Genomic DNA, 23,046 nt, shown 5'->3' on the forward strand with positions numbered 1-23,046 from the left:
GGGGGTCAGGACTCCTTGACCGCGATGGTCTCGACCGTGTTGGCGACGTGCTCGAAAGCATCGGCCGCCTCTTCCAGCACGTCCACGATCTGCTTCAGCTTCAGCACCTCGATGGCGTCGTACTTGCCGTTGAAGAGCTGGGCCAGGAGCTTGCGGTGGATCTGGTCCGCCTGGTTCTCCAGACGGTTCACCTCGATCCAGTACTCCGTGAGGTTGGTCATGGTGCGGAGGTTCGGCATGGCCTCGGCGGTCAGCTCGGCGGCCCGCGCGAGGACCTCGATCTGCTGCTCGACGCCCTTCGGGAGCTCCTCGATCTGGTACAGGACGACCAGGTCGACGGCCTCCTCCATGAAGTCCATGATGTCGTCGAGCGAGCCGGCGAGGGTGTAGATGTCCTCGCGGTCGAACGGCGTGATGAAGGACGAGTTCAGCTGGTGGAAGATCGCGTGCGTAGCATCGTCCCCCGCGTGCTCCGCTGCGCGCATCCGTTCGGCGATCTCGGCCCGGGCGGACGTGTCCGCTCCGAGCAGTTCCATCAGGAGCTTGGAGCCCGTGACGATGTTGTCCGCGGAGGCGGCGAACATGTCGTAGAAGCTCGTCTCCCTGGGGGTCAGACGAAAGCGCACGTGGGATCCTCGGGGTGCAACGGATTCGGTCTCGTTGATGCTAGGCGCATCATCCAGCCACAGCTAACTGGCATTCCCTCAGTGTCGCCCATCGGGCAGAGTGCTCATGAAGCCAGGTACCGCCGCCGCGGGCAAAATTCTGTACCATATACCCTCCAGGGGTATGCAAGCGGGTAGGTAATCCCCGCAAACTCCCCGGGCGGACCCGCGGGCGGACCCGGGCCGCAGCCGGACAGCAGGAGGACGGACGCCATGACGACCACGGAAGCCCCGCTGACCAGCGGCGACGATGCGGCGGCGGCCTCCGGCGCGGCCGCGGCCTGCCACGGCGAGGCCGCCTCCCCGGCCGGCCCCCACGGCTACAGCGAGCAGAAGGACCAGCACCTCAAGCGCCTGCGCCGGATCGAGGGCCAGATCCGCGGCCTGCAGCGCATGGTCGAAGAAGACGTCTACTGCATCGACATACTCACGCAGGTCTCCGCGAGCACGAAGGCCCTGCAGTCCTTCGCCCTGCAGCTCCTGCAGGAGCACCTGCGGCACTGCGTCGCCCAGGCGGCGGTCAAGGGCGGCGACGAGATCGACGCGAAGGTGGCGGAGGCGAGCGCGGCCATCGCGCGCCTGCTGCGCACGTAACGGTCCGGACCTGCACACATTACGGTCCGGACCTGCGCACGTAGCGGTCCGGGCGGGCCGTCCGGGCGGCGGAGGGAGAACCGGCGCAGCCGGAAGGCATTTCTGCCGCCACCGCGACGAACAACCACGACAAAAGGGGCCGGGGGATCTCCCGGCGGTGGCCGGAGGGGCGTGCCGAAGGCACCGGGACCCTCAGTCCTCGCCCTTCCCCCCGGCCGGGACGACACGCAAAACCTCGTCGATGCGATCGGCGCTCAGCCGATCCTCATCCGCACTGGAAGCGGCGATCATCAGATCACCGTAGAGATCGATCTCGATGAGGGCCACGGGATCCGGCCCGCCGGACGAACCGCGCCGCGAAACCACGTGATTCACCTCCTCGGGTCTTTCGCCTCAGGTCTGGGTCTACGGCTTTCGTTCCTCGGTTGACCAGGGTAGTGATCGGTACACATGGCGCGCATGGCACAGAAGGACCATTTCCATGGCCAACTACGCCCTGCCGCGTCAATTCCGCGGCGAACCGACCGTCCCCGCATAGATATCGGCGGCGTCGGGTAGGGCCACGTCCACATCGGCGCCGAAGTCGTACAGCTCGACCGTCGAGACCACGGTCATCGGGGACGGCGGAGCCGCCGGGCCCGTGCCCTCCACGCTGAAGCGGTGGCGCAGCCGGCGCGGTCTGCCCTGCTCGTCCAGATAGGCGTCGAAGGCGACCGTGCCGCTGGAGAAACCTTTGGCCGCGGTGGCGAGCGGCCCCCGGTCCCGCACCGGCGCGGCGCGCACCGCCCGGCCCAGGTCGATCGTGCCCCAGTAGTGCTTCACCCGCACTCCGCCGACCCGCTCGTCCCGCATGTAGGTCACCTCGCGGGCCCCGCCGAGCAGTTCGGCCGCGGCGAGCGGGTCCGTGGCGCCGTTGGTGAGGAGGTTGCCGTCGGCGAGCGAGGACGTGGCCAGCTGCACCCACTTGTCGGCCGGGACGCCCGCGCCCCGGTTCTTCATGAAGAGCGCGCCCGGGGAGAAGACCTCCGTGATCGGCCGGTGCTCGGCGGCCCCGGCCGCATCCTCGGGCACCAGCACGGTCAACTGCCCGGCGGGCCGCCCGAAGTCGTACCCTCCGGTGCCGTGGATGGTCAGCCGGGTGCCGCCGCTGACCGTCTCCATGGACGTCCGCACCCGCGCCCGCCCGGCCCGGGCCAGCGTCCGCGCGGCCTCGCGCACCGCGGCCCGCGCCCGCCCGGGCTCGCTCTCGTCGCCCGCCTGCCGCGCCTGACCGCTCAGGCTCTTCATGCTGTCGTGCAGCTCGGGGGCCTCGCCCGCGCCCCGGCCGGGGAGTGCGCAGCCGGACGCCAAGAGGACGAGGGCGATACCGCCGGCCACCGCCGCGGCGACGGCCGCGCCTCTGCGACGGCCGCGTCCGCCGCGTCCCTCGCGTCCTTCTCTCCGCGCCACCATGCCCTGCCAGCCCCCTGCTGCCGACCCGCTGTGGAACCCGTTACTGCCAACGACGGCGTGGGCGCGGCCGTCACGGGCCGGTAGCGTGGTCACGTGTCCGAGCCAGCATCCGCGGAGCCGTCCGCGGCCCACTTCACCAGCACCAGCGAGCGGGGCTCCTTCTGCTCGGCCCGCTGCACCTGCGGCTGGCGCGGCCCCGCCCGCCGCGCCCGCTCCCTGGCCCGCGACGACGCGGCCGGACACGAGGCCGCGGCCGGCGAGACCGGCTGACCGCCCGACCGCCCGCGGCCCCCGCCGGCCACGTCTGCCCACCTCCCGCCCGGGTAGGCGGAACCACTGCCACCCCCGCGTCATCTGTCTCCGCGGCGGGGGAAACCGGCAGGGAAAAGACAGCACATCGGGTGACGGGGGCGGACATGACCGTTGACGTGAACGGAACGCGCGCGGGCGCGGAAGGCGGCGCGGGGGCGGCGGACCGTACGGGCGCGGGCCCGGCAGGACGTGCCGGCGCGGGCGGCCCGCGGGGCTTCCTCGGCCGGCGGCAGCTGCTCACCGCCGGGGCGGGGCTGGCCGCGGCCGGTGCCTGGGCGGCGTCCTGCAGCGACAGCAGCGGCCTGGAGCGCCCCGGCGGAATGGTCACGTCGGCCCGGGCCGTCCCCGCCTCGCAGCGCCCGAACCCGGGCACGGCCGACTGGACCGCCCTCGGCAAGAGCCTGTCGGGCGGTCTCGTCCGCCCCGGCGACGCCGACTACACGGCCGCCCGGCAGCTCTACAACACCCGCTTCGACGGCCTGCGCCCCGCCGGCATCGCCTACGTGGCCCGGGTCCAGGACGTCCGCGAGTGCCTCGCCTTCGCCCGCCGCTACAGCACGCGGATATCCATACGCAACGGCGGCCACAGCTATGCCGGTTGGTCCAGCGGCACCGACCGGCTCGTGATCGACGTCTCCCGGCTGCGGACGGTCGGCGCCCCGGACTCCGGCACCGCGGTCATCGGCGCGGGCGCCAAGCTCATCGACGTGCAGACGGGGCTGGCCGGACACGGCGTCACCATCCCCTCCGGCTCCTGCCCCACCGTCGGCATCTCCGGCCTCACCCTCGGCGGCGGACACGGCGTGACCTCCCGCGCCTACGGCCTGACCTGCGACAACCTCACCGGCGCCACCCTCGTCACCGCCGACGGCAAGGTCCTCGACTGCGACGCCGACCGCAACGCCGACCTGTTCTGGGCCCTGCGCGGCGCGGGCAACGGCAACTTCGGCGTCGTCACCGAGCTCCGGTTCCGCACCCGCAAGGCGGCCGACGGCATCACCGGCTACGTCTCCTGGCCCTGGTCGCGGGCCGCCGACGTGATCCGCGCCTGGCAGGAGTGGGGCCCGACCCGGCCCGACGAGATCTGGTCCTCCTGCGACCTGTCGGCCGCGGCGGGCGGCACGCCCCGCATCTCCGTCTCCGCGTACTCCCTCGGCACGTACGGCGACCTGGAGAACGCCCTGGACGCGCTGGTGAGCAAGGTCGGCGGCACGTCCAACGGCGTGCGGCTGCGCCGCCGCTCCCACCTCGACATGGTGCGCGCGTACGCGGGCTGCTCCGACAAGTCGCAGACGCAGTGCCACCTGCCCGGCAGCACGCCCGGCCGGGAGTCCTCCGGCTCGCTGGAGCGCGAGACGTACGGCGCCCGCTCCGACTTCTACGACCGGTCGCTGAGCGCGGCGGGCGTGCAGGCCCTGACCGGCCAGGTGGAACGTTTCTCCCGAGGGGGCGGCAGCGGCGGGGTCTCGGTCCAGCTGACGGCCCTGGGCGGCGCGGTCAACCGCGTCCAGCCGCTGGCCACGGCGTTCGTCCACCGCCGCTCGCGGTTCCTCGCCCAGTACCTGGCGCACTGGGCGGCGGGCGCCTCCGGCAGCACGCAGACCTCCTGGCTGGACGGCACGCACGCGACCATGCGCCGGCACGCCTCGGGCGCCGCCTACCAGAACTACGCGGACGCCGGCCTGAAGGACTGGCGCAAGGCGTACTACGGCGACGCGGAGGGCCGCTTGACCAAGCTCAAGCGGCAGTACGACCCGGACCGCGTCTTCGACTTCCCCCAGGCCCTGTAGCCTGCGGCGCTCAGGCGGTACGTGCCGGTTCCGGTGGCACAGGATTCCGCCGGACCCTCACCGCGGTGGCAAAGCGCCGCGGCGGCGGGCTGTGAGAGGCCAGGCCTCTCGACGGGGGCGGAGGAGCGGGCTCGCCGTCATGGCGGCGAGGGTCCGGCGGAATCCGCGAACCCCGCACCGAGACGTGCGCACCCCAGCCGCCGGCAAGGCCTACGCCGCGAGGTCGTTGTCGCGGGGCCGGGGCGTCTCGCGCCCCGCCTCCGTGGCTTCGGCCGTCACGAGCGGCGGAGGCGCGGCCGCAACCGGCCGGGCCGACCGGACGAGCCACGCGCAGCGCGCCGTGCCCGCGACCGCCCGCGTGAGCGGGGTCAGCAGCATCATCGCGAGCGGCGCCAGCAGCAGCGCGACGGCCGTACCGAGGGCGAGGCCGCCGATCACGTCCGTCGGATAGTGGACGCCCATGTAGACGCGGCAGAAGCCTTCGAGGAAGGCGAGGCCGATTCCGATCAGGCCGTACTTGCGGTTGGCGACGAAGAGGGCCACGCCGATGGCCATCGTCAGCGTCGCGTGGTCGCTGACGAAGGAGTAGTCGGTCTTGCCCTTGACCAGCACTTCCAGACCCGTGTGGTCCAGGAAGGGCCGGGGCCGCTTGACGAAGCCGCGGATCGGGACGTTGACGAGGAGGGCGATGCCGGCGGCGAGCGGCGCCCAGAGGAGCGCCGCGACCGCGGCCGGCGCGTCCTGCCGGCGGCGCAGGCTCCACCAGGCGAGCACCATGAGGACGGCGAGGCCGAGCACGATCCCGTACTCGCCGATGAACGCCATGGTGCGGTCGAGCCAGCCGGGGGCGTCCTTCGCGAGGCCGTTGATGTCGTACAGCGTGCTGGTGTCGGGGTTCCCGCCCCTGGCCTCCGGCATGGGATACCCCATCGCGAGTCCAGCCATGTGCCGTGGCCCCTTATCTGTCGCCTGTCGCTACGTCCAGCTGCCGACCCCCGTGGTCCGTGCGTCGCTGTAGCCCCCGCTCAGTGGCGCTGCTTTCCCACTTCTCATGGAACGCGCCACTCCGGCCGGGCGTTCCACTCTTCTCCCAAAGATCACCAGGACGTTATGGAAGGGTGACCCATCGTCGCATTCGGCCCCGGCGCGTTCATGCGGCATTCGCCGCGGGCAGTGCTTTCGCGCCATCCTGGGTGACGCGGGTCGCTCCGATGTAGTCCGGCATGTCGATCTTGTCAAAGCGGATCACGGCCCCGGTGTACGGGGCGTTGATCATGTATCCGCCGCCCACGTAGATGCCCACGTGGTGGATGGAGCGCGGATCCTTCAGGTCGTTGGCGAAGAACACGAGGTCGCCCGGGAGCAGTTCGTCGCGCTTGGGGTGCGGGCCCGCGTTCCACTGGTCGTTGGCCACGCGGGGCAGGGTGATGCCCACCGACTCGTACGCGGCCTTGGTCAGGCCCGAGCAGTCGAAGCGGCCGTTGTCCTCGGCGGTGCCGTCACCGCCCCACAGATAGGGCGTGCCGAGCTTCTCCTGGGCGTAGTAGATCGCTCCGGCGGCCTGCTGGGAGGGCGCGACCCGGCCCACGGGGCGGGCGAAGCTCTTCTCCAGCGTGCGGATGGAGCGGACGTACCCCTGGGTCTCGCGGTACGGCGGGATGCCGTGGTGCTGGATCACCGCGTACGAACCCGCGTTGTACGACGCGAGCATGTTGTCCGACAGATCGCCGGGGACGTCCTTGACGTACTTGGAGAGCTCGCAGTCGTACACCGCCGCCGACGGGATCGCGTCCTGCGGATCCCATATGTCCTTCTTGCCGTCGCCGTTGGCGTCGATCGCGTGGGCGTCCCACGTGCCCGGGATGAACTGGGCTATCCCGCGCGCGTCGGCCGGGCTCACGGCCCTGGGGTTCCAGCCGCTCTCCGAATAGATCTGCGCGGCGAGGATCGCCGGGTTGAGCGCGGGGCAGAGGTTGCCCCACTTCTGCACCAGGGTCTGGTACTGGTCCGGGACGGCGCCCTTGGCCAGCCCGACGGCGCCTCCTCCGCCGCCGCCCCCGAGCAGGTTCGACGCGGCCGTGTACACGCCGATCACGAGCAGCCCGATGAAACACAGGCACATCGCGATGCCCACACCCATGCCCACCCAGAGCTTCCGCACCCCGCAATCCTCCCCCAACGACCCGCTGCGTATCCGTACTTTGTATCGATCCGTCACCAGCCGTGCGGTGCCGCCCCGTCGCCGCCACGCGTTACGGTGAGCGGACCCGATGGGCGGGCCCGGTGAGGTGGCGAGAAGGCGAGGAGGGGCCATGGCGGAGCTCGACTGGATACCGGTGACCGAAGGCGACGAGACGGAGTACCTGGAAATCGCCTTCGCCGAGAACGGCGACGTCCACCTGCGGACGAACACCGAGCCCGAGACGGTGGTGGTGACCACCGCGGCCAAGTGGGACGCCTTCGTCCTCGGGGTCAGGGCCGGGGAGTTCGACCACTTCGTGGAGGACGTCCCCGGGGCCTGAGCTCAGTCGCTGTCTCTGGCGTCCTTGGGGTCTTTGCCGTCCTTGGGCTTCTTCTTGGACTTCTTCCGGGAGGCGGCCGGGGAGGGCGCGGACGCCGGATCGCCTTCGGCGGGCACGGCATTCGATCCCTTGTGGTTTCCGCCGGGCGCACGGTCCGCGGACTCCGTCGGCAGCGTCTCGGGCCGCTGCGAGCCCGTCTCGCTGCCGGAGCCACCGAAGACGGACGCCCCGATCAGCGCCGCCACCAGGAAGGCCACGACGCCCGCCACGGCGCTGAGCACCTTGGGGCTGCGTATGCCCTTGGCGCGGCCGCCACCGCCACCACTTCCGCCGGACATGCCGCCGTGCCCGGCCGGGGCCTGCGGGGCCCGGGAGTTCCTGCCGCCACTGGGGGCTCTGCGGTGCCCCGGCGCCGGAGCGGGGGCCGGGCCGGAAGCCGGAGTGGCGTGCGGGGTTGGGGCCGGGGCCGGGATGCCTCCCGGCAGGACCCCGGGAGGCCCGGGGATCCCGGGCGCACCGGGAGCACCGGGGACGGCTGCCGCCGACGGCGCGGACGGCGGCACCGGCGGCCGGGCCGGTACGCCCACCGGGCCGGCGGCGGGTGCGGGCGCCGCTTCCGGCATGGGCGTCCGCAGGGGCCGGAGCGGCTCCTCCCAGGACGGCCCGGCGAACCAGTCGGCCACCTCCTGGGCGGACGGCCTGTCCTCCGGCTTCTTCGCGAGCATCCGCAGCAGATACGCCTCGAAGGCGGCCGGCAGATCGGCCCGGTGCTGACGGGGCGGCACCGGGGGCGTGTCCACGTGGAGGTAGAGCAGGGCGGTCGGGCTGTCCGCCCAGAAGGGCGGCTGCCCGGCCAGCAGCTGGTAGAGCACGCATCCCAGCGAATAGACGTCCGAGGCGGGGCCCGCCACGCGGCCCAGGGCCCGCTCCGGGGCGAGGTACGTGCTCGTGCCGACGATCTGGCCGACGCGCGTCAGCCCGGCGGAGGTCTCGTCCACGAAGCGGGCGATGCCGAAGTCGCCGATCTTCAGGGTGTCGTCGGCGTCGAGCATCAGATTGCCGGGCTTGATGTCCCGGTGGACGACGCCCTGGCGGTGCGCCGCGGCCAGGCCGGCCGCGGACTGCGCGGCGATGCGGGCCACCCGGCGCGGGGCGAGCGGGCCGCGGGCAGACAGCTCCTGAGCCAGGCTCGGGCCCCTGACCAGCTCCATCACCAGATAGAAGCGCCCGTCCCAGGACCCGAAGTCGTAGACGGCGACGACCTGAGGATGATTCAGCCGCGCGGCCGTCTGCGCTTCGAGCCGGAAGCGGGAAGCGGCCGATTCGTCGCCGTCGTCGCCCAGCAGCAGCTTCACGGCGACCTGACGGCCCAGCACCTCGTCCTGCGCCTGCCAGACTTCGCCCATGCCACCGCGGCCGAGCAGCTCCTCCAGCCGGTAGCGATCGGCAACCAGCACCCGTACCACCCTTGATCTCGATGCCCCCGTGGCGCGCGGGCCGGCCCGCCGGCCCCGGGGCACGGTCGGCACCCGGCAGGCGCTCGGGACAGCGTACCGACCGAACAGACTGCCGCCTGAACATCCCCATGGCCCCCCGTCCGGCCGATCATTGCCCGGCGTCCACACCCGTGATACACAGAGTCACCTTAGGAGGCCCCACTGACATCGGACTGCATCGCAGGTCAGGGGCTCACGGGGAGCATGCGTACGAGTTCCGCCAAGAAATGCCGCCAAGTCGACATGCCGGGGCGGCAACTTCGGCGAAGATAGGTCCTGACCTTTGCCCAGCGGTGAGGGTGTTGACAACAACCCATAAGGGGCGGTGAGTTACACATGTTTTTGGCGGCCGGAAAGGGCGACATCAACACCATTATCGGCGGAATCGCCCCCAACTGGGGGCCGTTCGGTAGCCTGGGCAACGAGGCTCGGGTGATGATCGAGGTCATCATGGCCGTGGCGATCCTCCTCTGCCTCGCCATCGCGATCTGGGGCGCGGCGAAGCAGCGGATCGGCGCCACCGCACTGCGCGACACCTTCAGCGCGGAGCAGGGCAAGGGCCTGATCGTCGCCGGACTGACGGGCGTCTTCATCATCGGCTCGCTCGGCACCCTGTTCACCATCGTCTACGGCATGGCCGTCTGAGCGTGGGGGCGCACGCGCGTCACATGCCATGACTCCTTCCCCCGCACCCGAGGCTGCCACCTGATGCCCCCTCACACCCCCTCGTCCTCCTCCCCCGGGAAACGCTCCGCGCCGCTACCGTCATACGCGGGTGCCACAGCGGCGACGGCGACGACGTATGAGGGGACGTGCGCGCTATGAGTCTCGGCGAGGACGGCTATGACGAGGACCACGGCCTGACCCGCACCCGGCTGCCGGAGGGCGGCGACGACCCGTACGGCCCCCGCCGGGGCGGCCGCAACGGACGGGGCGGGCGGGGCGCCCGCGCGGGCATGTCCAGCCGGAACCTGGTCACGGTCGTGGGGGTCGTCGTGCTGCTCATCGCGGCCATCGCCTTCGCCAACAGAGGCGGCGGATCGGACTCCGGCGACTCCGACAAGAGCGGGGAGAAGGTCAGCGCGGGGGCGACGGCTCCGTCAGGAGTGAAGCCGGTGGCCTCCGGCTTTGCGCGGACGGAGCAGGGGGCGCAGTCCGCGGCCGCGAATTTCGCGGTGGCGCTGGGGGGGGACGGGATGTTCCGGACGGAATCCCGTCACGCGATCGTGGACGCGATCCATACGCCCGACACCGCGCGTGACCTCCAGGCCAAGCTCGACAAGGCCTACACCGCCGACTTCTTCAAGAACCTCGGCCTCAACGACGACGGCACCGCCCCCAAGGGACAGACGTTCGTCTCCCGCACCATTCCCGTCGGCACGAAGGCCACGTCCTTCAACGAGAACGAGACGACCGTCGAAGTGTGGTGCACCGGACTGGTGGGGCTCGCGGGCGAGGGATCCACCAAGCCCGTCGCCCAGACGTGGTTCACCATCACCCAAAAGCTCCGCTGGACGGACGGCGACTGGAAGCTCACCTCGTCAGAGCAGAAGCAAGGACCGGCGCCGGTCAGCGGTGACATCCGCGCTTCGAGCGCCGACGAGATCACCAACGCGGTCAAGGGGTACGGAGGGTTCACTTATGCCAGGTAGCCGCCGTCGTGGCCTCTCGCTGACAGCGGCAGTGGTCTTCGCTCAGGTGACCGTGAGCGCCCTGGCCTCGCGGGCCCTCGCAGCGCCCAACCCACCGTCGCCCTCCACAGCCCCGTCCGGGTCACCGGCCCCGTCGTCCAGCCCGAGCAAGAGCGGCAGCGACCCCTGCGACCTCATCGTCGGCCAGGCGAAGAGCATCTGCCAGGGCAAGGACAGCAAGGGCTCCACGCCATCGGGCCCCGACCCCCAAACCGCCTTAGACCCCCTCGCCTCCCTGGCGAAGGGCTGCGGCGAGGCCGCGTCCTGGATCATCCGGAAGCTGTCCGGCGCCGTCGAGGCCACCGGCAACGTGGACTTCACCAACGCCACCTTCCTGCGCCAGTACGCCGTCGTGTTCGCCGCCTCCACCGTGCTCACGCTCGTGCTCTGGCTGCTGGCCGTCGCCAAGCGGGCCGTGCGCGGCGTGCCGTTCACCGAGGCGTTCTCGGAGGCCGTCGGCTTCCTCTGGCTCACCGTGCTGGCCTCGGCGTTCACGCCGCTCGTCCTCTACACCCTCGTGTCGGCCACCGACGCCGTCACCCAGGCCATCGCCACCGGCACCAACGCCAACAACGACGCCTTCTTCGGCGGCTTCGCGGACGCCCTGAAGAAGGGCACCGGCATCGGCGGCGGCCCGATCATGCTGATCGTGGTGTCCCTGGTCTCCGTGCTCGCCGCAGGCGTCCTGTGGCTGGAGCTCGTGATCCGTGCCGCCCTCCTCTACGCCGGCGCGCTCCTCGGCACCGCCGTCTACGCGGGCCTGGTCGACAAGAACATGTGGAAGCACGTCCGCCGCTGGGCGGGCATCATGATCGCGGTGATCCTGGTCAAGCCGATCATCGTGGTCGTGCTGGGCCTTGCCGGAGCGCTGGCCTCCGGCAAGGGGCCGGACTCCTTCTCGGCCGTCGTCTCCGGTCTCGCGATCATCATCCTGGCCATCTTCGCCAGCGCGATGATCTACCGCTTCGTGCCCGGTTTCGGCGACGAGATCGTGAGCACTCGCAGCGCCAGCAACGACGCGGCGTCCCGTCAGGCCGCCGCCGTGATCTCCTCCCCCGCCGCCCTGGTCAAGCAGGGCATCACCACCCACAGCGCCCGCGGCTCGGGCGGGTCCGGCGGCGGCAGCGGCGCCCAGCACCGGCCCGCCGACGCCGTGGCGGGCGGAGTCGCCGCCCACAGCACCCGGCCCCCCGCCCGCACCGGCGACAACCGGGGTGGCGGAAGCGGCGATTCCGCCGCTCGTGCGCCACGTGCACAGAACCGCAGCAACACAGGAGGTGAGCGGAGTTGACGATCCAGGCCCAGTCCCAGCCGGTCGCGGCCCGCCGTACGTATCTGATCGGCCGCGCGCGTCCCAACGCGGTCGTCGGCAAGAACCGGGAGACCGGAGAGATCGCGCTGATCATCGCCGGGGCGTTCCTCGGCATGATGTGCGGCCTCCTCGTGCCCGTCCTGCCCCTGCGGATCGTCACGCTCACCGGGTTCCCCATGCTGGCGCTGGCCGCCGTCTACGTCCCGTACAAGGGCCGCACGTTCTACAAATGGTTCGAGATCAACCGCACGTACAAGCGCACCCTGCGCCGCGGCACCACCTACCGCTCCGGCGCCGCCGAGGCCGGCACCCGGCTGGACGGCCGCGAGATCGAGGTCGGCCCGCCGCCGGGCATCGGGCGGATCAACTGGCTCGCGGCGCCCTTCGGCCCGGACGAGATCGCCGTCCTGCTGCACGCCGACCGCCGTACGGTCACCGCCGCGATCGAGATCGAGGGCCCGGGCGTCGGCCTGCGCGACTCCGAGGACCAGGAGGCGCTGGTCGACCGGTTCGGCACGCTCCTCAAGCACGTCGCCAACGGCGACGGCTACGTGACGCGCATCCAGATGCTCGCCCGCACACTCCCCGCCGACCCGGACGCTCACGCCAAGGACGTCGAACGGCGCGGCGACGTCAACTCCCCGGCGTGGCTCAAGGAGTCCTACGACCAGCTGCAGTCGATGGTGTCGACCTCCTCCGAGCAGCACCGCGCCTACCTCGTCGCCTGCATGCACTACACCCGCGAGCTGGCCGCCGAGGCCAACGCCATCGCCCGCGCCTCCCGCCACGACGGCGGCAAGCGCCGGCTGGACCGCGACGGCGGCCTCGCCGTCGTCATGGCGCGCGAGCTGACGGACATCTGCGCGCGGCTCGCCGAGGCCGACATCCGCGTCCGCCAGCCGCTCGGCCAGAGCCGGCTGTCCTCCCTCATCCACTCCATGTACGACCCGGACCACCCCATCGACCACATCCAGGCCATGACCCAGCGCAACGCCTGGCCGGCCGAGCTGGACGCCATGGAGCCCACCTACCTCCAGGCGAAGACCCGCGAGTCGTCAACCCGCGCACCCTGGTGCCACTCCACCGCTTGGGTGAAGGAGTGGCCGATGACGCCCGTGGGCGTCAACTTCCTCGCGCCGCTGCTCGTCCACACCCCGGACGTGATCCGTACGGTCGCGGTCTGCATGGACCTGGAGCCGACCGAGGTGGCCATCGAGCGCATGCTGACCGAGAAGACCAACGACGACGCGGACGCCTCCCGCGCCGCCAAGATGAACCGCGTCGTCGACCCGCGCGACGTCGCCCACCACTCCCGGGTCGACCAGCGCGGCGAGGACCTCGCCAGCGGCGCGGCCGGGGTCAACCTCGTCGGGTACATCACGGTGTCGTCGCGCTCCCCCGAAGCGCTCGCGCGCGACAAGCGGACGATAAGAGCGTCGGCCGGCAAGAGCTACCTGAAGCTGGAGTGGTGCGACCGCGAGCACCACCGGGCCTTCGTCAACACCCTGCCGTTCGCGACCGGCATCCGACGATAGGGGCTGTGCCGTGCTCGACCCGCTCGCCTCACTGACCGACGCGTTCACCAGCTTCCTGTTCGGGAAGGTGGAGACCACGCGGCTGCCCGTACGGACCTCCACCGGCCAGGCGCAGGCCGTCTACCTGCCGACCGCCGCCCCCGGCCTCGGCGACTCCGGCGTGGTCATCGGGCGCGAGGTGTACTCCGGCAAGGGCTACATCTACGACCCCTTCCAGCTCTACGGCCAGCAGCTGCCCGCTCCGCACTGGCTCGTCCTCGGCGAGTCCGGCAACGGCAAGTCCGCGCTGGAGAAGACCTACGTCCTGCGCCAGCTGCGGTTCCGCGACCGGCAGGTCGTCGTCCTGGACGCCCAGGGCGAGGACGGCGTCGGCGAGTGGAACCTGATCGCCCAGCAGCTGGGGATAACCCCCATCCGGCTCGACCCGGCCGCCGCCCTGCACGGCGGCATCCGCCTCAACCCGCTCGACCCGGCGATCACCACGACCGGCCAGCTCGCCCTCCTCCGCACGATCATCGAGGTCGCCACCGGCCGCGGGCTCGACGAACGGGCCGGCTTCGCCCTCAAGGTCGCCCACGCCGCCGTGATCAGCGAATTCGGCTCCACCGACGGAAACGGGACGACCCTCGACCGGCAGCCCGTGCTGACCGACATCGTCGAGCAGCTGCGGCATCCGGAGGCCGAGTCCGCGGAGACGATGAACGTCGACATAGACGACGTCCGGGCCTGGGGCCTCGACGTCGCGCTGGTCCTGGACCGGCTCGTCGACGGTGACCTGCGGGGCATGTTCGACGGGCCGACGACGGCCGGCATCGACCTCGACGCCCCGCTGATCGTCTTCGACCTCTCCCACATCGACCGCAACTCCATCGCCATGCCCATCCTGATGGCGATCGTCGGCGTCTGGCTGGAGCACACCTGGATCCGGCCCGACCGGAAGAAACGGATCTTCCTGGTCGAAGAGGCCTGGCACATCATCAACTCGCCGTTCGTGGCGCAGCTCTTCCAGCGGCTGCTGAAGTTCGGGCGGCGGCTCGGCCTGTCGTTCGTCGCGGTGGTCCACCACCTCTCCGACGTCGTCGACGGCGCGGCGGCGCGCGAGGCCGCGGCGATCCTGAAGATGGCCTCCACCCGCACCATCTACGCCCAGAAGGCCGACGAGGCCCGCGCCACGGGCCGGGTGCTCGGCCTGCCCCGCTGGGCCGTCGAGATCATCCCGACGCTGACGCCCGGCATCGCCGTGTGGGACGTCAACGGCAACGTTCAGGTCGTCAAACACCTCGTCACCGACATCGAACGCCCGCTCGTCTACACCGACCGGGCCATGACGGAGGACGGCGACTTCGCGCGCGAGCTGGCGGCGGAGGCCGCGGCCGCCGAGCGCGCGGCCGCGGCTCTGGAGGCGGGTTCGTCGTCCGAGTCGACAGTCGCCTGAGAGGGCCGTGCGGGCGCGGCAACAGGGAATCGGGGGGACGGTGGGGATGAGCGAGCGACGGCCGCAGGGCGGCATCCCGGACGGGCTGCTGATGGCGGTCATCGTGCTGCTGCTGGGCATGACGCTGCTGGTGTGGGGGACGACGGGGCTGGCAGCGCTGTTCGCCCACGGCGCCTGGCCGGAGGGGGTCACCCTCACCCGTACGCCCCTGGCCCTGCACCACCTGGTCACCCGGCCGAACGACCTCCCGGCGGCCTGGCCGGACACCCCGGCGGACAGCCTTTCCGGCTACGGCCTGTTCTGGGGCCTCCTGATCGGCGAACTGCTCGCGCTGATCGTCCTGGGCGTGTTCGTGGTCGGCACGCTGGCGCGGTGGAAGGCGGTACGGGCGCGACGCCGGGCGGCCGGCGCGACGGGGGACGACCCCGGGGCGGCGGGGATGGAGGCGACGGGGATGGAGGCCGTTCCCGGGGCCGCTGCCGGGCCCGTCCCGCGGCCGCGCCGTGAGGATGGTGCAGCCGCGTCCGTTGCCGCCTCCGGCGGCGCCGGCCCACGGCAGGACGGTCCTCCTGCCCCCGTACAGGGCAGCCCCGGCGGTCAGGACGGTGAGGGCAGTCAGAGCGGCCCAGTAGGCCCTCTGCCCGTACCCGCCCCCCGTACGCCCGGACCGCATGCCTCCGCCCCGCCGGACGCGTCCGGGAGCCTCGCCGCCCGCCCCGCCGGGCCCGGTGTCCGCTACGGGGCCGACCGCGGCGACACCGCCGTCCGGGCCGTCCTGGAAGCCGCCGGCCCCGTGCTCGTCACGACCAGCGACCCCGCACTGTGGGCGAGCACGAAGGACGCCCGCGCCAAGCTCGGCCCCGTGCACGTCTTCGACCCGAGCCACCTCCTCGACACCCCCGACCGGCTCCGCTGGTCCCCCCTGGCGGGCTGCACGGCCCGGGAGACCGCCGCCGCCCGCGCAGCCGCCCTGCTCGCCCCCGTACGCCCGCACAGCGTCCTCGATTCGGCCACCGCGGACGCCGCGGAGACGCTGCTGCGCTGCTGGCTGCACGCCGCCGCCGTGGACGGCAGACCCTTCCGCCAGGTCCTCCGCTGGGCGCAGGGCGCGGCGGCGCACGAGCCCGTACGGATCCTGCGGACGCACGTCAAGGCGGCGGGCGGCGCGGCGGGCGAACTGGAGTCGGCGCTCACCGGCCATCCCGAACGGCGCGAGGTGGCGCAGGAACTGACGGCGCGTGCGCTGAGCGCATTGTCGTCCGTTCACGTCCGCGACTCTTGCAATCCTCACCGAGCCGATTCCCTGGCTTGGGAATCATTTGTCGCCGAGGGGGGAACCCTGTACGTGGTGGGTGAGGCGATTGAGGATCCCCGCACCCGCCCGGGTGCGATGCCCCTGCTGACCGCACTCGTCGCAAGCGTGGTCGAGCGCGGCCGGGGCATGGCCGGACGGTCATCTGCCGGTCGCCTCGACCCACCACTGACCCTGGTGCTGGATGATGTGGCCGCCGTCGCGCCCGTCCCCGCCCTCCCGGACCTCCTCGCGGACGGCGTCGCCCAGGGTCTGCCGACCTTCGCGCTCATGCGCTCCGAGGAGCAGGCCCGCGCCCGGTGGCCGCACCGCACGCTCGTCGGGTAGTCATCAGGAGAGACCCCTGGCGGCCCGGAGAGGTGGACGGGATGACAGAGCCCGGCAGGCGCCTCTTCCTGGGCGGTGCGGCGGCCCTCGGCGGGGCGCTCGCGCTCCGCTGTGCAGCAGCGGGGCGGGCGGATGCGGCGGACGGCACGTCCGCGCGGCCCCTCGCCCTGACACGGGCGACACTGATCGCCGCCCCCGGCGTCCGGCCGCCGCAGCCCGGCATGACGATCGTCGTGCGCGCCGGGCGCATCGAGACGGTGGGCCGGTCAGCAGAGGTCCCGGTGCCGCCGGACGCCCGCGTGGTGGACCTCCGCGGCAGGTACGTCATCCCCGGCCTGATCGACGCTCGTACGGACGGGGGCAGCGACGGTCCACCCGTACGGACAGGAGTGACGAGATTCGCGCTAAGGGGCAGCGCGCCCCTGGGCGGCGCGTCACTCGGCGGCGTGTCACTCGGCAGTGCCTCCCTCAGCGGTGCGTCCCTCAGCGGTGCATCCCTCAACAGCGTCACTCTCGACGGCGCGCCCGCCCTCCGGCCGGAGTCCGTAGGGGTACGGGGCGAGGCTGCCGCCCGCCGGGCGGTGCGCCGGGCCGTCGCGAGCGGTGCGGCCTTCGTCCGCGTTCACCCGCGGCTCACGGGAGGCGTACCTCACCGTGGCCGACGAGGCCCGCAGGCAGCACATGCCGTACGGAGGGCACTGCCCCGATGCCGTACCGCTCGCGGAGGCGTCGGACGCCGGCCAGCGGATCGTCGAGCACCTCCACGCGCTCCTGCTGGCCGCCTCCACTCGCCACGAGGAGATCCGGCACGCCCTCACCCGCATCAAGATCCCTCCGCACCCCCGGGGAAACCGGCACTACGGCAGAGGCCCGTACGGCGGTGACCGGCACCGCGCCTGGCTCCGGCAGATCCACCACCTGGAGTGGACGGCCGTCCGGTCGTACTACCCCGACCGCGCGGACCGGCTCCTCGACCGCCTGGCCGCCAACGGCACACGATTCACTCCCGCCCTGACCGCCCTGACCGCGCCGGCCGCCCGCAGCCACCCGGATGGCCCTGACGGTCCCGAGGATCCCGGCGACGGCCCGGACGCCGCACGCCTCCGCGGGATCCACGCCCACCGCCTGCACCTGGTGGCGGAACTGCACCGCCGCGGGGTACCGCTCCTCGCAGCCGGTACCCGGCCCGGGGAGCTCCACGAGGAGCTCGTCCAACTGGCCGAGGGTGCGGGCCTCGGCGCCCCGGCGGCCCTCCGTGCGGCCACCGTCGAGCCCGCGCGGGCGCTGGGCCTCGCGGACGAGGCCGGCACGGTCGCGCCCGGCAAGGCGGCGGACCTCGTCGTGCTGGCCGCCGGCGCGGATCCGCTGCACGACGTGCGGGCCGTCCGCCGGATCGACGCGGTGGTGGTGCGAGGGCGGCTCTACGTGGCGGGCTGACCGAATCCGGCCGCGATGATCCGGCCGACGCGCGAGCCCGGCGAAAGGTTCTCCCCCTTCGCGTCCGTGGAGTTCACGGAGTAGATCAGCGACTGCGAACCGTCCTTCGTCGCCGCGAAGCCGTTCAGGTAGCCGTAGCGGCTGCCGGTCTTGCCCCAGTAGACGGGACCGTTCGCGGTGAGCTGGACGCGCGCCAGGCCGCTTCCGTAGACGGCGGGCTTCGCGTGCTCGCGCGGAGGGACCTCCGTGCCCTCGTACAGCGGCACCTTCGGCACGGTGAACATCAGCTCCAGCTCGGGCTGCGGCACGATGCGGCCGGAGAACAGCGCCGAGATGAAGCGGTCCAGGTCGGCTGTTGTGGTGATGAGGTCACCGGACGCCCAGGTCTCGGACTGGTCCCACTCGGTCGTGTCGACGAGCCGGGTGACGCCCTTGTCGTCCTTGAGCGCCTCGTAGCCGTGCGTGTGGCGGCCCTTGATGCGGAAGCTCGTACCCGCACTGTAGGTGTCCTTGAGGCCGGCCCGGTTGATGACGCGGTCCCGCAGCTCCTGCTCGTAGGTCCGGCCGGTGACCTTCTCGATCAGCAGCCCCAGCACGTTGTAGCCGATGTTGGAGTAGTGCTGCTGGGTGCCGGGGGCGAATTCCATGGGCTTGCCGAAACCGGCCTGGACGAGCGTGCGGTGGTCCCAGGTGGTGTAGCGGCCCTTGTCCCAGTCGGGGGTCTTCGGCGTCCCCCGGGTGTCGCCGCCCGGCAGGCCGCTGGTGTAGTTGAGCAGCTGCCCGACCTTGACGTCAGGGTAGCGGGCGGGCAGCAGGCCGGGCAGGTAGTGCTGCACCGTCCCGTCGAGGTCCAGCTTCCCCTCGTGGACGAGCTGCAGTGCGACGGCCGCCGTGAACGTCTTCGTGATGCTGCCCGCGCGGAACCGCTCGTCACCCTTGACCGGCTGCTGCGTGCGCACGTCGGCCTGCCCGGAGGCCCCGCTCCAGCGCAGGTCTTTGTCCTTGTAACGGACCTGCGCGGCCGTGGCGGTGCCGTCCGGCAGCCCGTCGATCGCCTTCTGCAGCGCGGCGGCCCTGGAGGCCACCTGAGAGGTGGCGGAGGACGTGGTGCGGGAGGTGGCAGCGGAGGCCTCGGCTATCGCGGGTGCCGTCACCCCCAGCGCGACGGCGGTGGCGACAAGGACGGCAAGGCGGGTACGGCGGGTACGGCGCATGAGGATTCCCCCTGGTGGTGCCGGTTCTTCACAACGGCATCCATCCTCGTGATCCGTGCGGGCCGGCGAATCGCCGACGCGAGGGGTATCGGCCGCGGTCCGTCTCCCCCGCGCGAGGGAGACGTCCGAGGGAAACGACGAAGGGCAGGAACGAGGCCGGTTCAGCCGCCGGGGGCAATCAGCCCGGTCTCGTACGCGCAGATGACCGCCTGGATCCGGTCGCGCAGCCCCAGCTTCGACAGCACATTGCTGACGTGGGTCTTCACGGTGTGCTCGCTGACCACCAGCTCGGCCGCGATCTCCGCGTTCGACAGCCCGCGCCCGAGCAGCACCAGCGTCTCCCGCTCGCGCGCGGTGAGCGCCGCCAGCTCCGGCCCGGCGGCGGCCTGCCCGCGGCTGGTGAAGTCGGCGACCAGGCGGCGGGCCACGGACGGCGCGAGCAGGGAGTCGCCCGCCACGACGACGCGCACGGCGTGCACGAGGTCGTCCCGGCGCACGTCCTTCAGCAGGAACCCGCTCGCGCCCGCGTGCAGCGCCTCGTAGACGTAGTCGTCCTGGTCGAAGGTGGTGAGCATGACGGCCTTGCAGGCGCTCTCCGCACAGATCGCCCGTGCCGCCTCGATGCCGTCCATGCGCGGCATGCGGATGTCGAGCAGGACGACGTCGGGGGCGTGCCGGCGCACGGCCGCCACGGCCTCGGCACCGTCACCGGCCTCCGCCACGACCTCGATGTCCGGCTGGGCGGCCAGGATCATCGCGAAGCCGCTCCGCACCAGTTCCTGGTCGTCGGCCACCACCACACGGATCGTCACACCGTCTCCCCCGCCGCTGCTGAAACATCCGCCCGTGAGGAGATCACGAGGGGCAGGTGCAGGCAAACGCGGTAGCCGCGGCCGTCCGGCCCCGGCCCGGCCGACGCGGACCCGCCGTGCGCCACGGCCCGCTCCCGGATGCCGATCAGGCCCCTGCCGCTCCCCTCGCCACCGGGCTTGCGGACGCCCGATCCGTCGTCAGTCACGGTGACCGCCAGCCGGCCGGGGGCGCCGCCGCGGGCCCAGGCGAGGCGCACGGTCACGGTACGGGCGTCGGAGTGCTTGAGGACGTTCGTCAGCGCCTCCTGGACGACGCGGTAGACGGTGACCTGGGCGTCGGCCGCGAGCGGCCGGGGCTCGCCCTCCGTCAGCAGGGCCACGGAGAGCCCGGCCCGCCGCACCTGGCCGACCAGGTCATGGAGCCCGTCGAGCGTGGGCTGAGGGCTACGAGGCCGGGCGACGGGAGAACCCCCCGCCGGCGCCATCTCCCCCTGGGCTCCCTCCTTGAGCACGCCGAGCATGCGCCGCAACTGCACCATCGCGTCCCGCCCGGCCCCGGCGATCGCCTCGAACGCCGCCTCCGCCCGCTCGGGATCCGACCGTACGACCAGAGGCCCGGCCTCGGCCTGAACGACCATCAGGCTGACGGCGTGCGAGAGGACGTCGTGCATCTCGCGGGCGATCCGGGCCCGTTCCCGCTCGGCGGCCTGCTCGGCCTCCCTCTCCCTCGCCTGTTCCAAGGCCGTGGCCCGCGCCTCGACGGCCTGCGTGTACGCCTGCCGCGTCCGCGCCAGCACACCGAGCACGTACGCCATCGTGAAGAGGAAGAAGGCGAAGAGGTATTCGCGCGCGGTGTTGGTCCGCAGGGCGACCGCGACGGCGACGAGCGGCAGCCCGATGCCGATGGTCACCCGCCGCTGCCGCACCCCGCCCTGCGCGGCGACCGTGAAGATCGCCACCAGTGGGCTGTACGGCATCGGCTGGCCGGGCCCGTCCATCGGCAGATAGGCGAACCCGGCCAGTGTGATCGCCACCAGACAGGCCAGCGGCGCCCGGCTGCGCCACAGGAGCGGCAGCACGGACAGCGTGGTCATCCCGTAGAACGCCCAGGTCGCAGGCGGCACGTCGGCCGATCGGGGCACGACGAAGGGGATGGTGACGGCCGCCTGGACCACGGCGGTGATCAGGGCGTCGACGGCCCAGGGGCTACGGATCCGTGGGAACACCAGGCCAGTATCAGCCCGCGGGACGGACGAGCTCGAGCTCGTACTCCTTCGCCTGCGGATCGTCCGGCATGGCCACCGTGACGCCGGAGGGCACGAAGCCGGCCTTGCGGTAGACGGACAGGGCACGGCCGTTGTCCTCGTGGACGAAGAGGCGTATGCGCTCGGCCCGCGGCTCGGACAGCTCCCAGGACCACGTGACGGCCGCGTCGAAGAGCGCCTGGATGAGGCCGGTCCCGCGCCGCTCGGGGCGGACGAAGACCCCGACGATGTGCGTCTGCGGGACGGCCGGCGCCCCGCCGAAGACGGTGGCCTCGTCGGCATCCGGGAGTTCGACGAGAACGGTCACCGAGCCGTCCCACCGCCCGTCGGGCGCCTCCGCCACGAAGGTGATGACGCTGCACGCCTCGGAGCTCGCCCGGGCCCGCTCCTGCCAATAGCTGTCGGGCTGCGCGGAAGCCTTTTCGTAGGTGTCGAGGAAAGCGATGGGCGCCACCGGGTCCACGAGCGCCGCCAGCCGCAGTTCCCTGGACTTCTCCCAATCCTCCGCGCGTACCGACCTGATGATGTGCTCCATCTCTTGATCGTCGCGCGAGATAGATGGCATGGGCAATGTGTTTTCGCTCTCTGCGGGGCGGGCAGAGGGGTGCGCATGGCGGACACGCGCGCGGGAATTGCGGTGGTCATGGGTACGGAAGAGATGGAGGTGGTCCTTCCGCACGATCTGCGGGAGCGGCTGAGGCAGTTGACGGAGCGTGGAGTGAAGGTGCTGCCGGTGCCCGGAGCGGGGGCCGTGGAACAGGCAGGAATTCCGGGACGTGCGGGGGCCGGGGGACATGCCGGGACGGCGGGACACGCGGGTCATGCAGGACATGCGGGGCTTGCAGAGCTCGGCGGGCTGGAAGATACAGAGGTCCTGGTCACGGGGTGGGGATGCCCCCCGCTGACGAGGCCGGTTCTCGACGGTGCACCGCGGCTGAGGGTCGTCGTCCATGCGGCCGGGTCGATAAAGCGGCTGGTGACGGAGGAGGTGTGGGAGCGCGGGATCGTGGTCTCGTCGGCGGCGGAGGCGAATGCGGCCCCGGTCGCCGAATTCACCCTCGCCGTGATCTCCCTCGCCGCGAAGAGCGCGCTGTCGATGGCTGCGACCTATGCGGGAGGCCGCTGGCCGGCGTTCTCGGAAAGGCGCGGGGCGGACGGCCGGACGATCGGTGTCATCGGCGCCTCCCGCATCGGCCGCCGCGTCATCGCCGGACTACGGGCCTCCGCGGCCGGCTACCGGGTGCTGCTCTACGACCCCTACGTGACGGAACAGGACGCCGTACGGATGGGCGTGGAGCGGGTGGCCTGGCTGGCGGACCTCTGCCGGGCAGCGGACATCGTGACGGTCCACGCGCCCGAGACACCGGAGACGTACCGGCTGCTGGACGATCGCCACCTCGCGATGATCCCGGACGGCGGGACGGTCATCAACACGGCCCGCGGGTCACTCGTCGATACGGCGGCGCTGGAGCGCGAATGCGGGCTGGGGCGGCTGAACGCGTGGCTGGACGTGACGGACCCCGAACCGCTGGCGAGGGGGAGCGCTCTGCTGCGTCTGTCGAATGTGCTGGTGACGCCGCATATCGCGGGCGCCCAGGGAAGTGAGGGGCGCCGGCTCGGGGCGTACGCGGTGGAAGAGGCGGGCCGGTGGGTGAGGGGGGAACGACTGGTGGGAGAGGTACGGAGGGAGGAACTGGAAAGGCTGGCGTAAACCGTTCCGGAAACGCGAAAAAGCCCTGGCAGGAACTCAAGGTTCCCACCAGGGCTTTCTCTAAAAATTGTTCGGCGGCGTCCTACTCTCCCACACGGTCCCCCATGCAGTACCATCGGCGCTGAAAGGCTTAGCTTCCGGGTTCGGAATGTAACCGGGCGTTT

At 72.0% G+C, this 23,046-nt stretch carries 22 protein-coding genes, 1 rRNA gene and 1 pseudogene; 13 read left to right on the forward strand and 11 right to left on the reverse strand.

Features of this window, described 5'->3' with window-relative positions:
* Nucleotides 1–5: 5 nt before the first annotated feature.
* Nucleotides 6–626 (reverse strand): DUF47 domain-containing protein, encoded by a 621-nt coding sequence (locus tag ACFZCD_RS19080; RefSeq protein WP_087926880.1) that lies wholly within the window; start codon nt 624–626, stop codon nt 6–8.
* A gap of 252 nt (nt 627–878) precedes the next feature.
* Between ACFZCD_RS19080 and ACFZCD_RS19085 the strand changes: the two genes are divergently transcribed.
* A complete protein-coding gene (locus ACFZCD_RS19085) occupies nt 879–1,259 on the forward strand; it encodes a metal-sensitive transcriptional regulator (RefSeq protein ID WP_391832198.1) in 381 nt (126 codons plus the stop codon).
* 192 nt (nt 1,260–1,451) lie between these two features.
* On the opposite strand, the gene ACFZCD_RS19090 is transcribed toward ACFZCD_RS19085, so the two are convergent.
* Together ACFZCD_RS19090 and ACFZCD_RS19095 are read right to left on the reverse strand one after the other, a co-directional pair.
* Nucleotides 1,452–1,625, reverse strand: coding sequence for a hypothetical protein (locus tag ACFZCD_RS19090; protein ID WP_235490236.1), 174 nt, complete (start codon nt 1,623–1,625; stop codon nt 1,452–1,454).
* A 138-nt stretch (nt 1,626–1,763) separates the two neighbouring features.
* Nucleotides 1,764–2,711 (reverse strand): hypothetical protein, encoded by a 948-nt coding sequence (locus tag ACFZCD_RS19095; RefSeq protein WP_391832290.1) that lies wholly within the window; start codon nt 2,709–2,711, stop codon nt 1,764–1,766.
* 93 nt (nt 2,712–2,804) lie between these two features.
* Between ACFZCD_RS19095 and ACFZCD_RS19100 the strand changes: the two genes are divergently transcribed.
* The gene (locus ACFZCD_RS19100; protein WP_391832201.1) at nt 2,805–2,981 is read left to right on the forward strand and encodes a hypothetical protein; all 177 of its coding nucleotides are present in this window, start codon (nt 2,805–2,807) and stop codon (nt 2,979–2,981) included.
* A 146-nt stretch (nt 2,982–3,127) separates the two neighbouring features.
* The gene (locus ACFZCD_RS19105; protein ID WP_391832203.1) at nt 3,128–4,813 is read left to right on the forward strand and encodes an FAD-binding oxidoreductase; all 1,686 of its coding nucleotides are present in this window, start codon (nt 3,128–3,130) and stop codon (nt 4,811–4,813) included.
* A gap of 210 nt (nt 4,814–5,023) precedes the next feature.
* Here ACFZCD_RS19105 and ACFZCD_RS19110 read toward each other — a convergent pair whose 3' ends face one another.
* Together ACFZCD_RS19110 and ACFZCD_RS19115 are read right to left on the reverse strand one after the other, a co-directional pair.
* The gene (locus ACFZCD_RS19110) at nt 5,024–5,758 is read right to left on the reverse strand and encodes a phosphatase PAP2 family protein (protein WP_391832205.1); all 735 of its coding nucleotides are present in this window, start codon (nt 5,756–5,758) and stop codon (nt 5,024–5,026) included.
* Between the two features lie 205 nt (nt 5,759–5,963).
* Nucleotides 5,964–6,953: an NlpC/P60 family protein gene (locus ACFZCD_RS19115; protein WP_391832292.1), complete on the reverse strand. Its 990-nt coding sequence runs from the start codon at nt 6,951–6,953 to the stop codon at nt 5,964–5,966.
* 172 nt (nt 6,954–7,125) lie between these two features.
* Here ACFZCD_RS19115 and ACFZCD_RS19120 point away from each other — a divergent pair, with 172 nt between their 5' ends.
* Nucleotides 7,126–7,335 carry a DUF397 domain-containing protein gene (locus tag ACFZCD_RS19120; protein WP_391832207.1) on the forward strand — a complete coding sequence of 70 codons (210 nt, stop codon included), beginning with the start codon at nt 7,126–7,128 and terminating at the stop codon, nt 7,333–7,335.
* 2 nt (nt 7,336–7,337) lie between these two features.
* Here the strand turns inward: ACFZCD_RS19120 and ACFZCD_RS19125 are convergent, their stop codons facing one another.
* Nucleotides 7,338–8,741: a serine/threonine-protein kinase gene (locus ACFZCD_RS19125; protein ID WP_391832294.1), complete on the reverse strand. Its 1,404-nt coding sequence runs from the start codon at nt 8,739–8,741 to the stop codon at nt 7,338–7,340.
* 426 nt (nt 8,742–9,167) lie between these two features.
* Between ACFZCD_RS19125 and ACFZCD_RS19130 the strand changes: the two genes are divergently transcribed.
* The 8 genes and pseudogenes from ACFZCD_RS19130 (at nt 9,168) to ACFZCD_RS19165 (ending at nt 17,880) form a co-directional block, all read left to right on the forward strand.
* The gene (locus tag ACFZCD_RS19130) at nt 9,168–9,476 is read left to right on the forward strand and encodes a hypothetical protein (protein ID WP_030367101.1); all 309 of its coding nucleotides are present in this window, start codon (nt 9,168–9,170) and stop codon (nt 9,474–9,476) included.
* Nucleotides 9,477–9,652: 176 nt separating this feature from the next.
* The gene (locus ACFZCD_RS19135) at nt 9,653–10,483 is read left to right on the forward strand and encodes a hypothetical protein (RefSeq protein WP_391832296.1); all 831 of its coding nucleotides are present in this window, start codon (nt 9,653–9,655) and stop codon (nt 10,481–10,483) included.
* Nucleotides 10,473–11,813 carry a hypothetical protein gene (locus tag ACFZCD_RS19140; protein WP_391832209.1) on the forward strand — a complete coding sequence of 447 codons (1,341 nt, stop codon included), beginning with the start codon at nt 10,473–10,475 and terminating at the stop codon, nt 11,811–11,813. Before ACFZCD_RS19135 ends, ACFZCD_RS19140 begins: the two co-directional genes overlap by 11 nt.
* A gap of 2 nt (nt 11,814–11,815) precedes the next feature.
* The gene (locus ACFZCD_RS19145) at nt 11,816–13,369 is read left to right on the forward strand and encodes an SCO6880 family protein (RefSeq protein ID WP_391832298.1); all 1,554 of its coding nucleotides are present in this window, start codon (nt 11,816–11,818) and stop codon (nt 13,367–13,369) included.
* A 10-nt stretch (nt 13,370–13,379) separates the two neighbouring features.
* Nucleotides 13,380–14,804 carry an ATP-binding protein gene (locus ACFZCD_RS19150; RefSeq protein WP_391832210.1) on the forward strand — a complete coding sequence of 475 codons (1,425 nt, stop codon included), beginning with the start codon at nt 13,380–13,382 and terminating at the stop codon, nt 14,802–14,804.
* Between the two features lie 46 nt (nt 14,805–14,850).
* Nucleotides 14,851–16,443, forward strand: coding sequence for a type VI secretion protein (locus ACFZCD_RS19155; protein WP_391832212.1), 1,593 nt, complete (start codon nt 14,851–14,853; stop codon nt 16,441–16,443).
* 221 nt (nt 16,444–16,664) lie between these two features.
* Nucleotides 16,665–16,952: pseudogene (locus ACFZCD_RS19160) on the forward strand (pentapeptide repeat-containing protein); the annotation flags it as partial.
* Nucleotides 16,953–17,097: 145 nt separating this feature from the next.
* Nucleotides 17,098–17,880, forward strand: a complete 783-nt coding sequence (locus ACFZCD_RS19165; RefSeq protein ID WP_391832214.1) for an amidohydrolase family protein — start codon at nt 17,098–17,100, stop codon at nt 17,878–17,880.
* On the opposite strand, the gene ACFZCD_RS19170 is transcribed toward ACFZCD_RS19165, so the two are convergent.
* The 4 genes from ACFZCD_RS19170 to ACFZCD_RS19185 form a co-directional block, all read right to left on the reverse strand.
* Nucleotides 17,865–19,094, reverse strand: a complete 1,230-nt coding sequence (locus tag ACFZCD_RS19170) for a serine hydrolase domain-containing protein (protein WP_391832216.1) — start codon at nt 19,092–19,094, stop codon at nt 17,865–17,867. The genes ACFZCD_RS19165 and ACFZCD_RS19170 overlap by 16 nt on opposite strands.
* Before the next feature lie 161 nt (nt 19,095–19,255).
* Nucleotides 19,256–19,906, reverse strand: a complete 651-nt coding sequence (locus ACFZCD_RS19175) for a response regulator (RefSeq protein WP_391832218.1) — start codon at nt 19,904–19,906, stop codon at nt 19,256–19,258.
* Nucleotides 19,903–21,132 carry a sensor histidine kinase gene (locus ACFZCD_RS19180; protein WP_391832220.1) on the reverse strand — a complete coding sequence of 410 codons (1,230 nt, stop codon included), beginning with the start codon at nt 21,130–21,132 and terminating at the stop codon, nt 19,903–19,905. Before ACFZCD_RS19180 ends, ACFZCD_RS19175 begins: the two co-directional genes overlap by 4 nt.
* Nucleotides 21,133–21,142: 10 nt before the next feature.
* Nucleotides 21,143–21,706, reverse strand: coding sequence for a GNAT family N-acetyltransferase (locus tag ACFZCD_RS19185; RefSeq protein WP_391832221.1), 564 nt, complete (start codon nt 21,704–21,706; stop codon nt 21,143–21,145).
* Between the two features lie 123 nt (nt 21,707–21,829).
* Between ACFZCD_RS19185 and ACFZCD_RS19190 the strand changes: the two genes are divergently transcribed.
* Nucleotides 21,830–22,882: a hydroxyacid dehydrogenase gene (locus ACFZCD_RS19190; protein WP_391832299.1), complete on the forward strand. Its 1,053-nt coding sequence runs from the start codon at nt 21,830–21,832 to the stop codon at nt 22,880–22,882.
* A gap of 69 nt (nt 22,883–22,951) precedes the next feature.
* Here the strand turns inward: ACFZCD_RS19190 and rrf are convergent.
* A 5S ribosomal RNA gene (gene rrf / locus ACFZCD_RS19195) occupies nt 22,952–23,046 on the reverse strand; the annotation flags it as partial.

Source organism: Streptomyces sp. NPDC008001 (assembly GCF_042958085.1).
GTDB lineage: Bacteria > Actinomycetota > Actinomycetes > Streptomycetales > Streptomycetaceae > Streptomyces.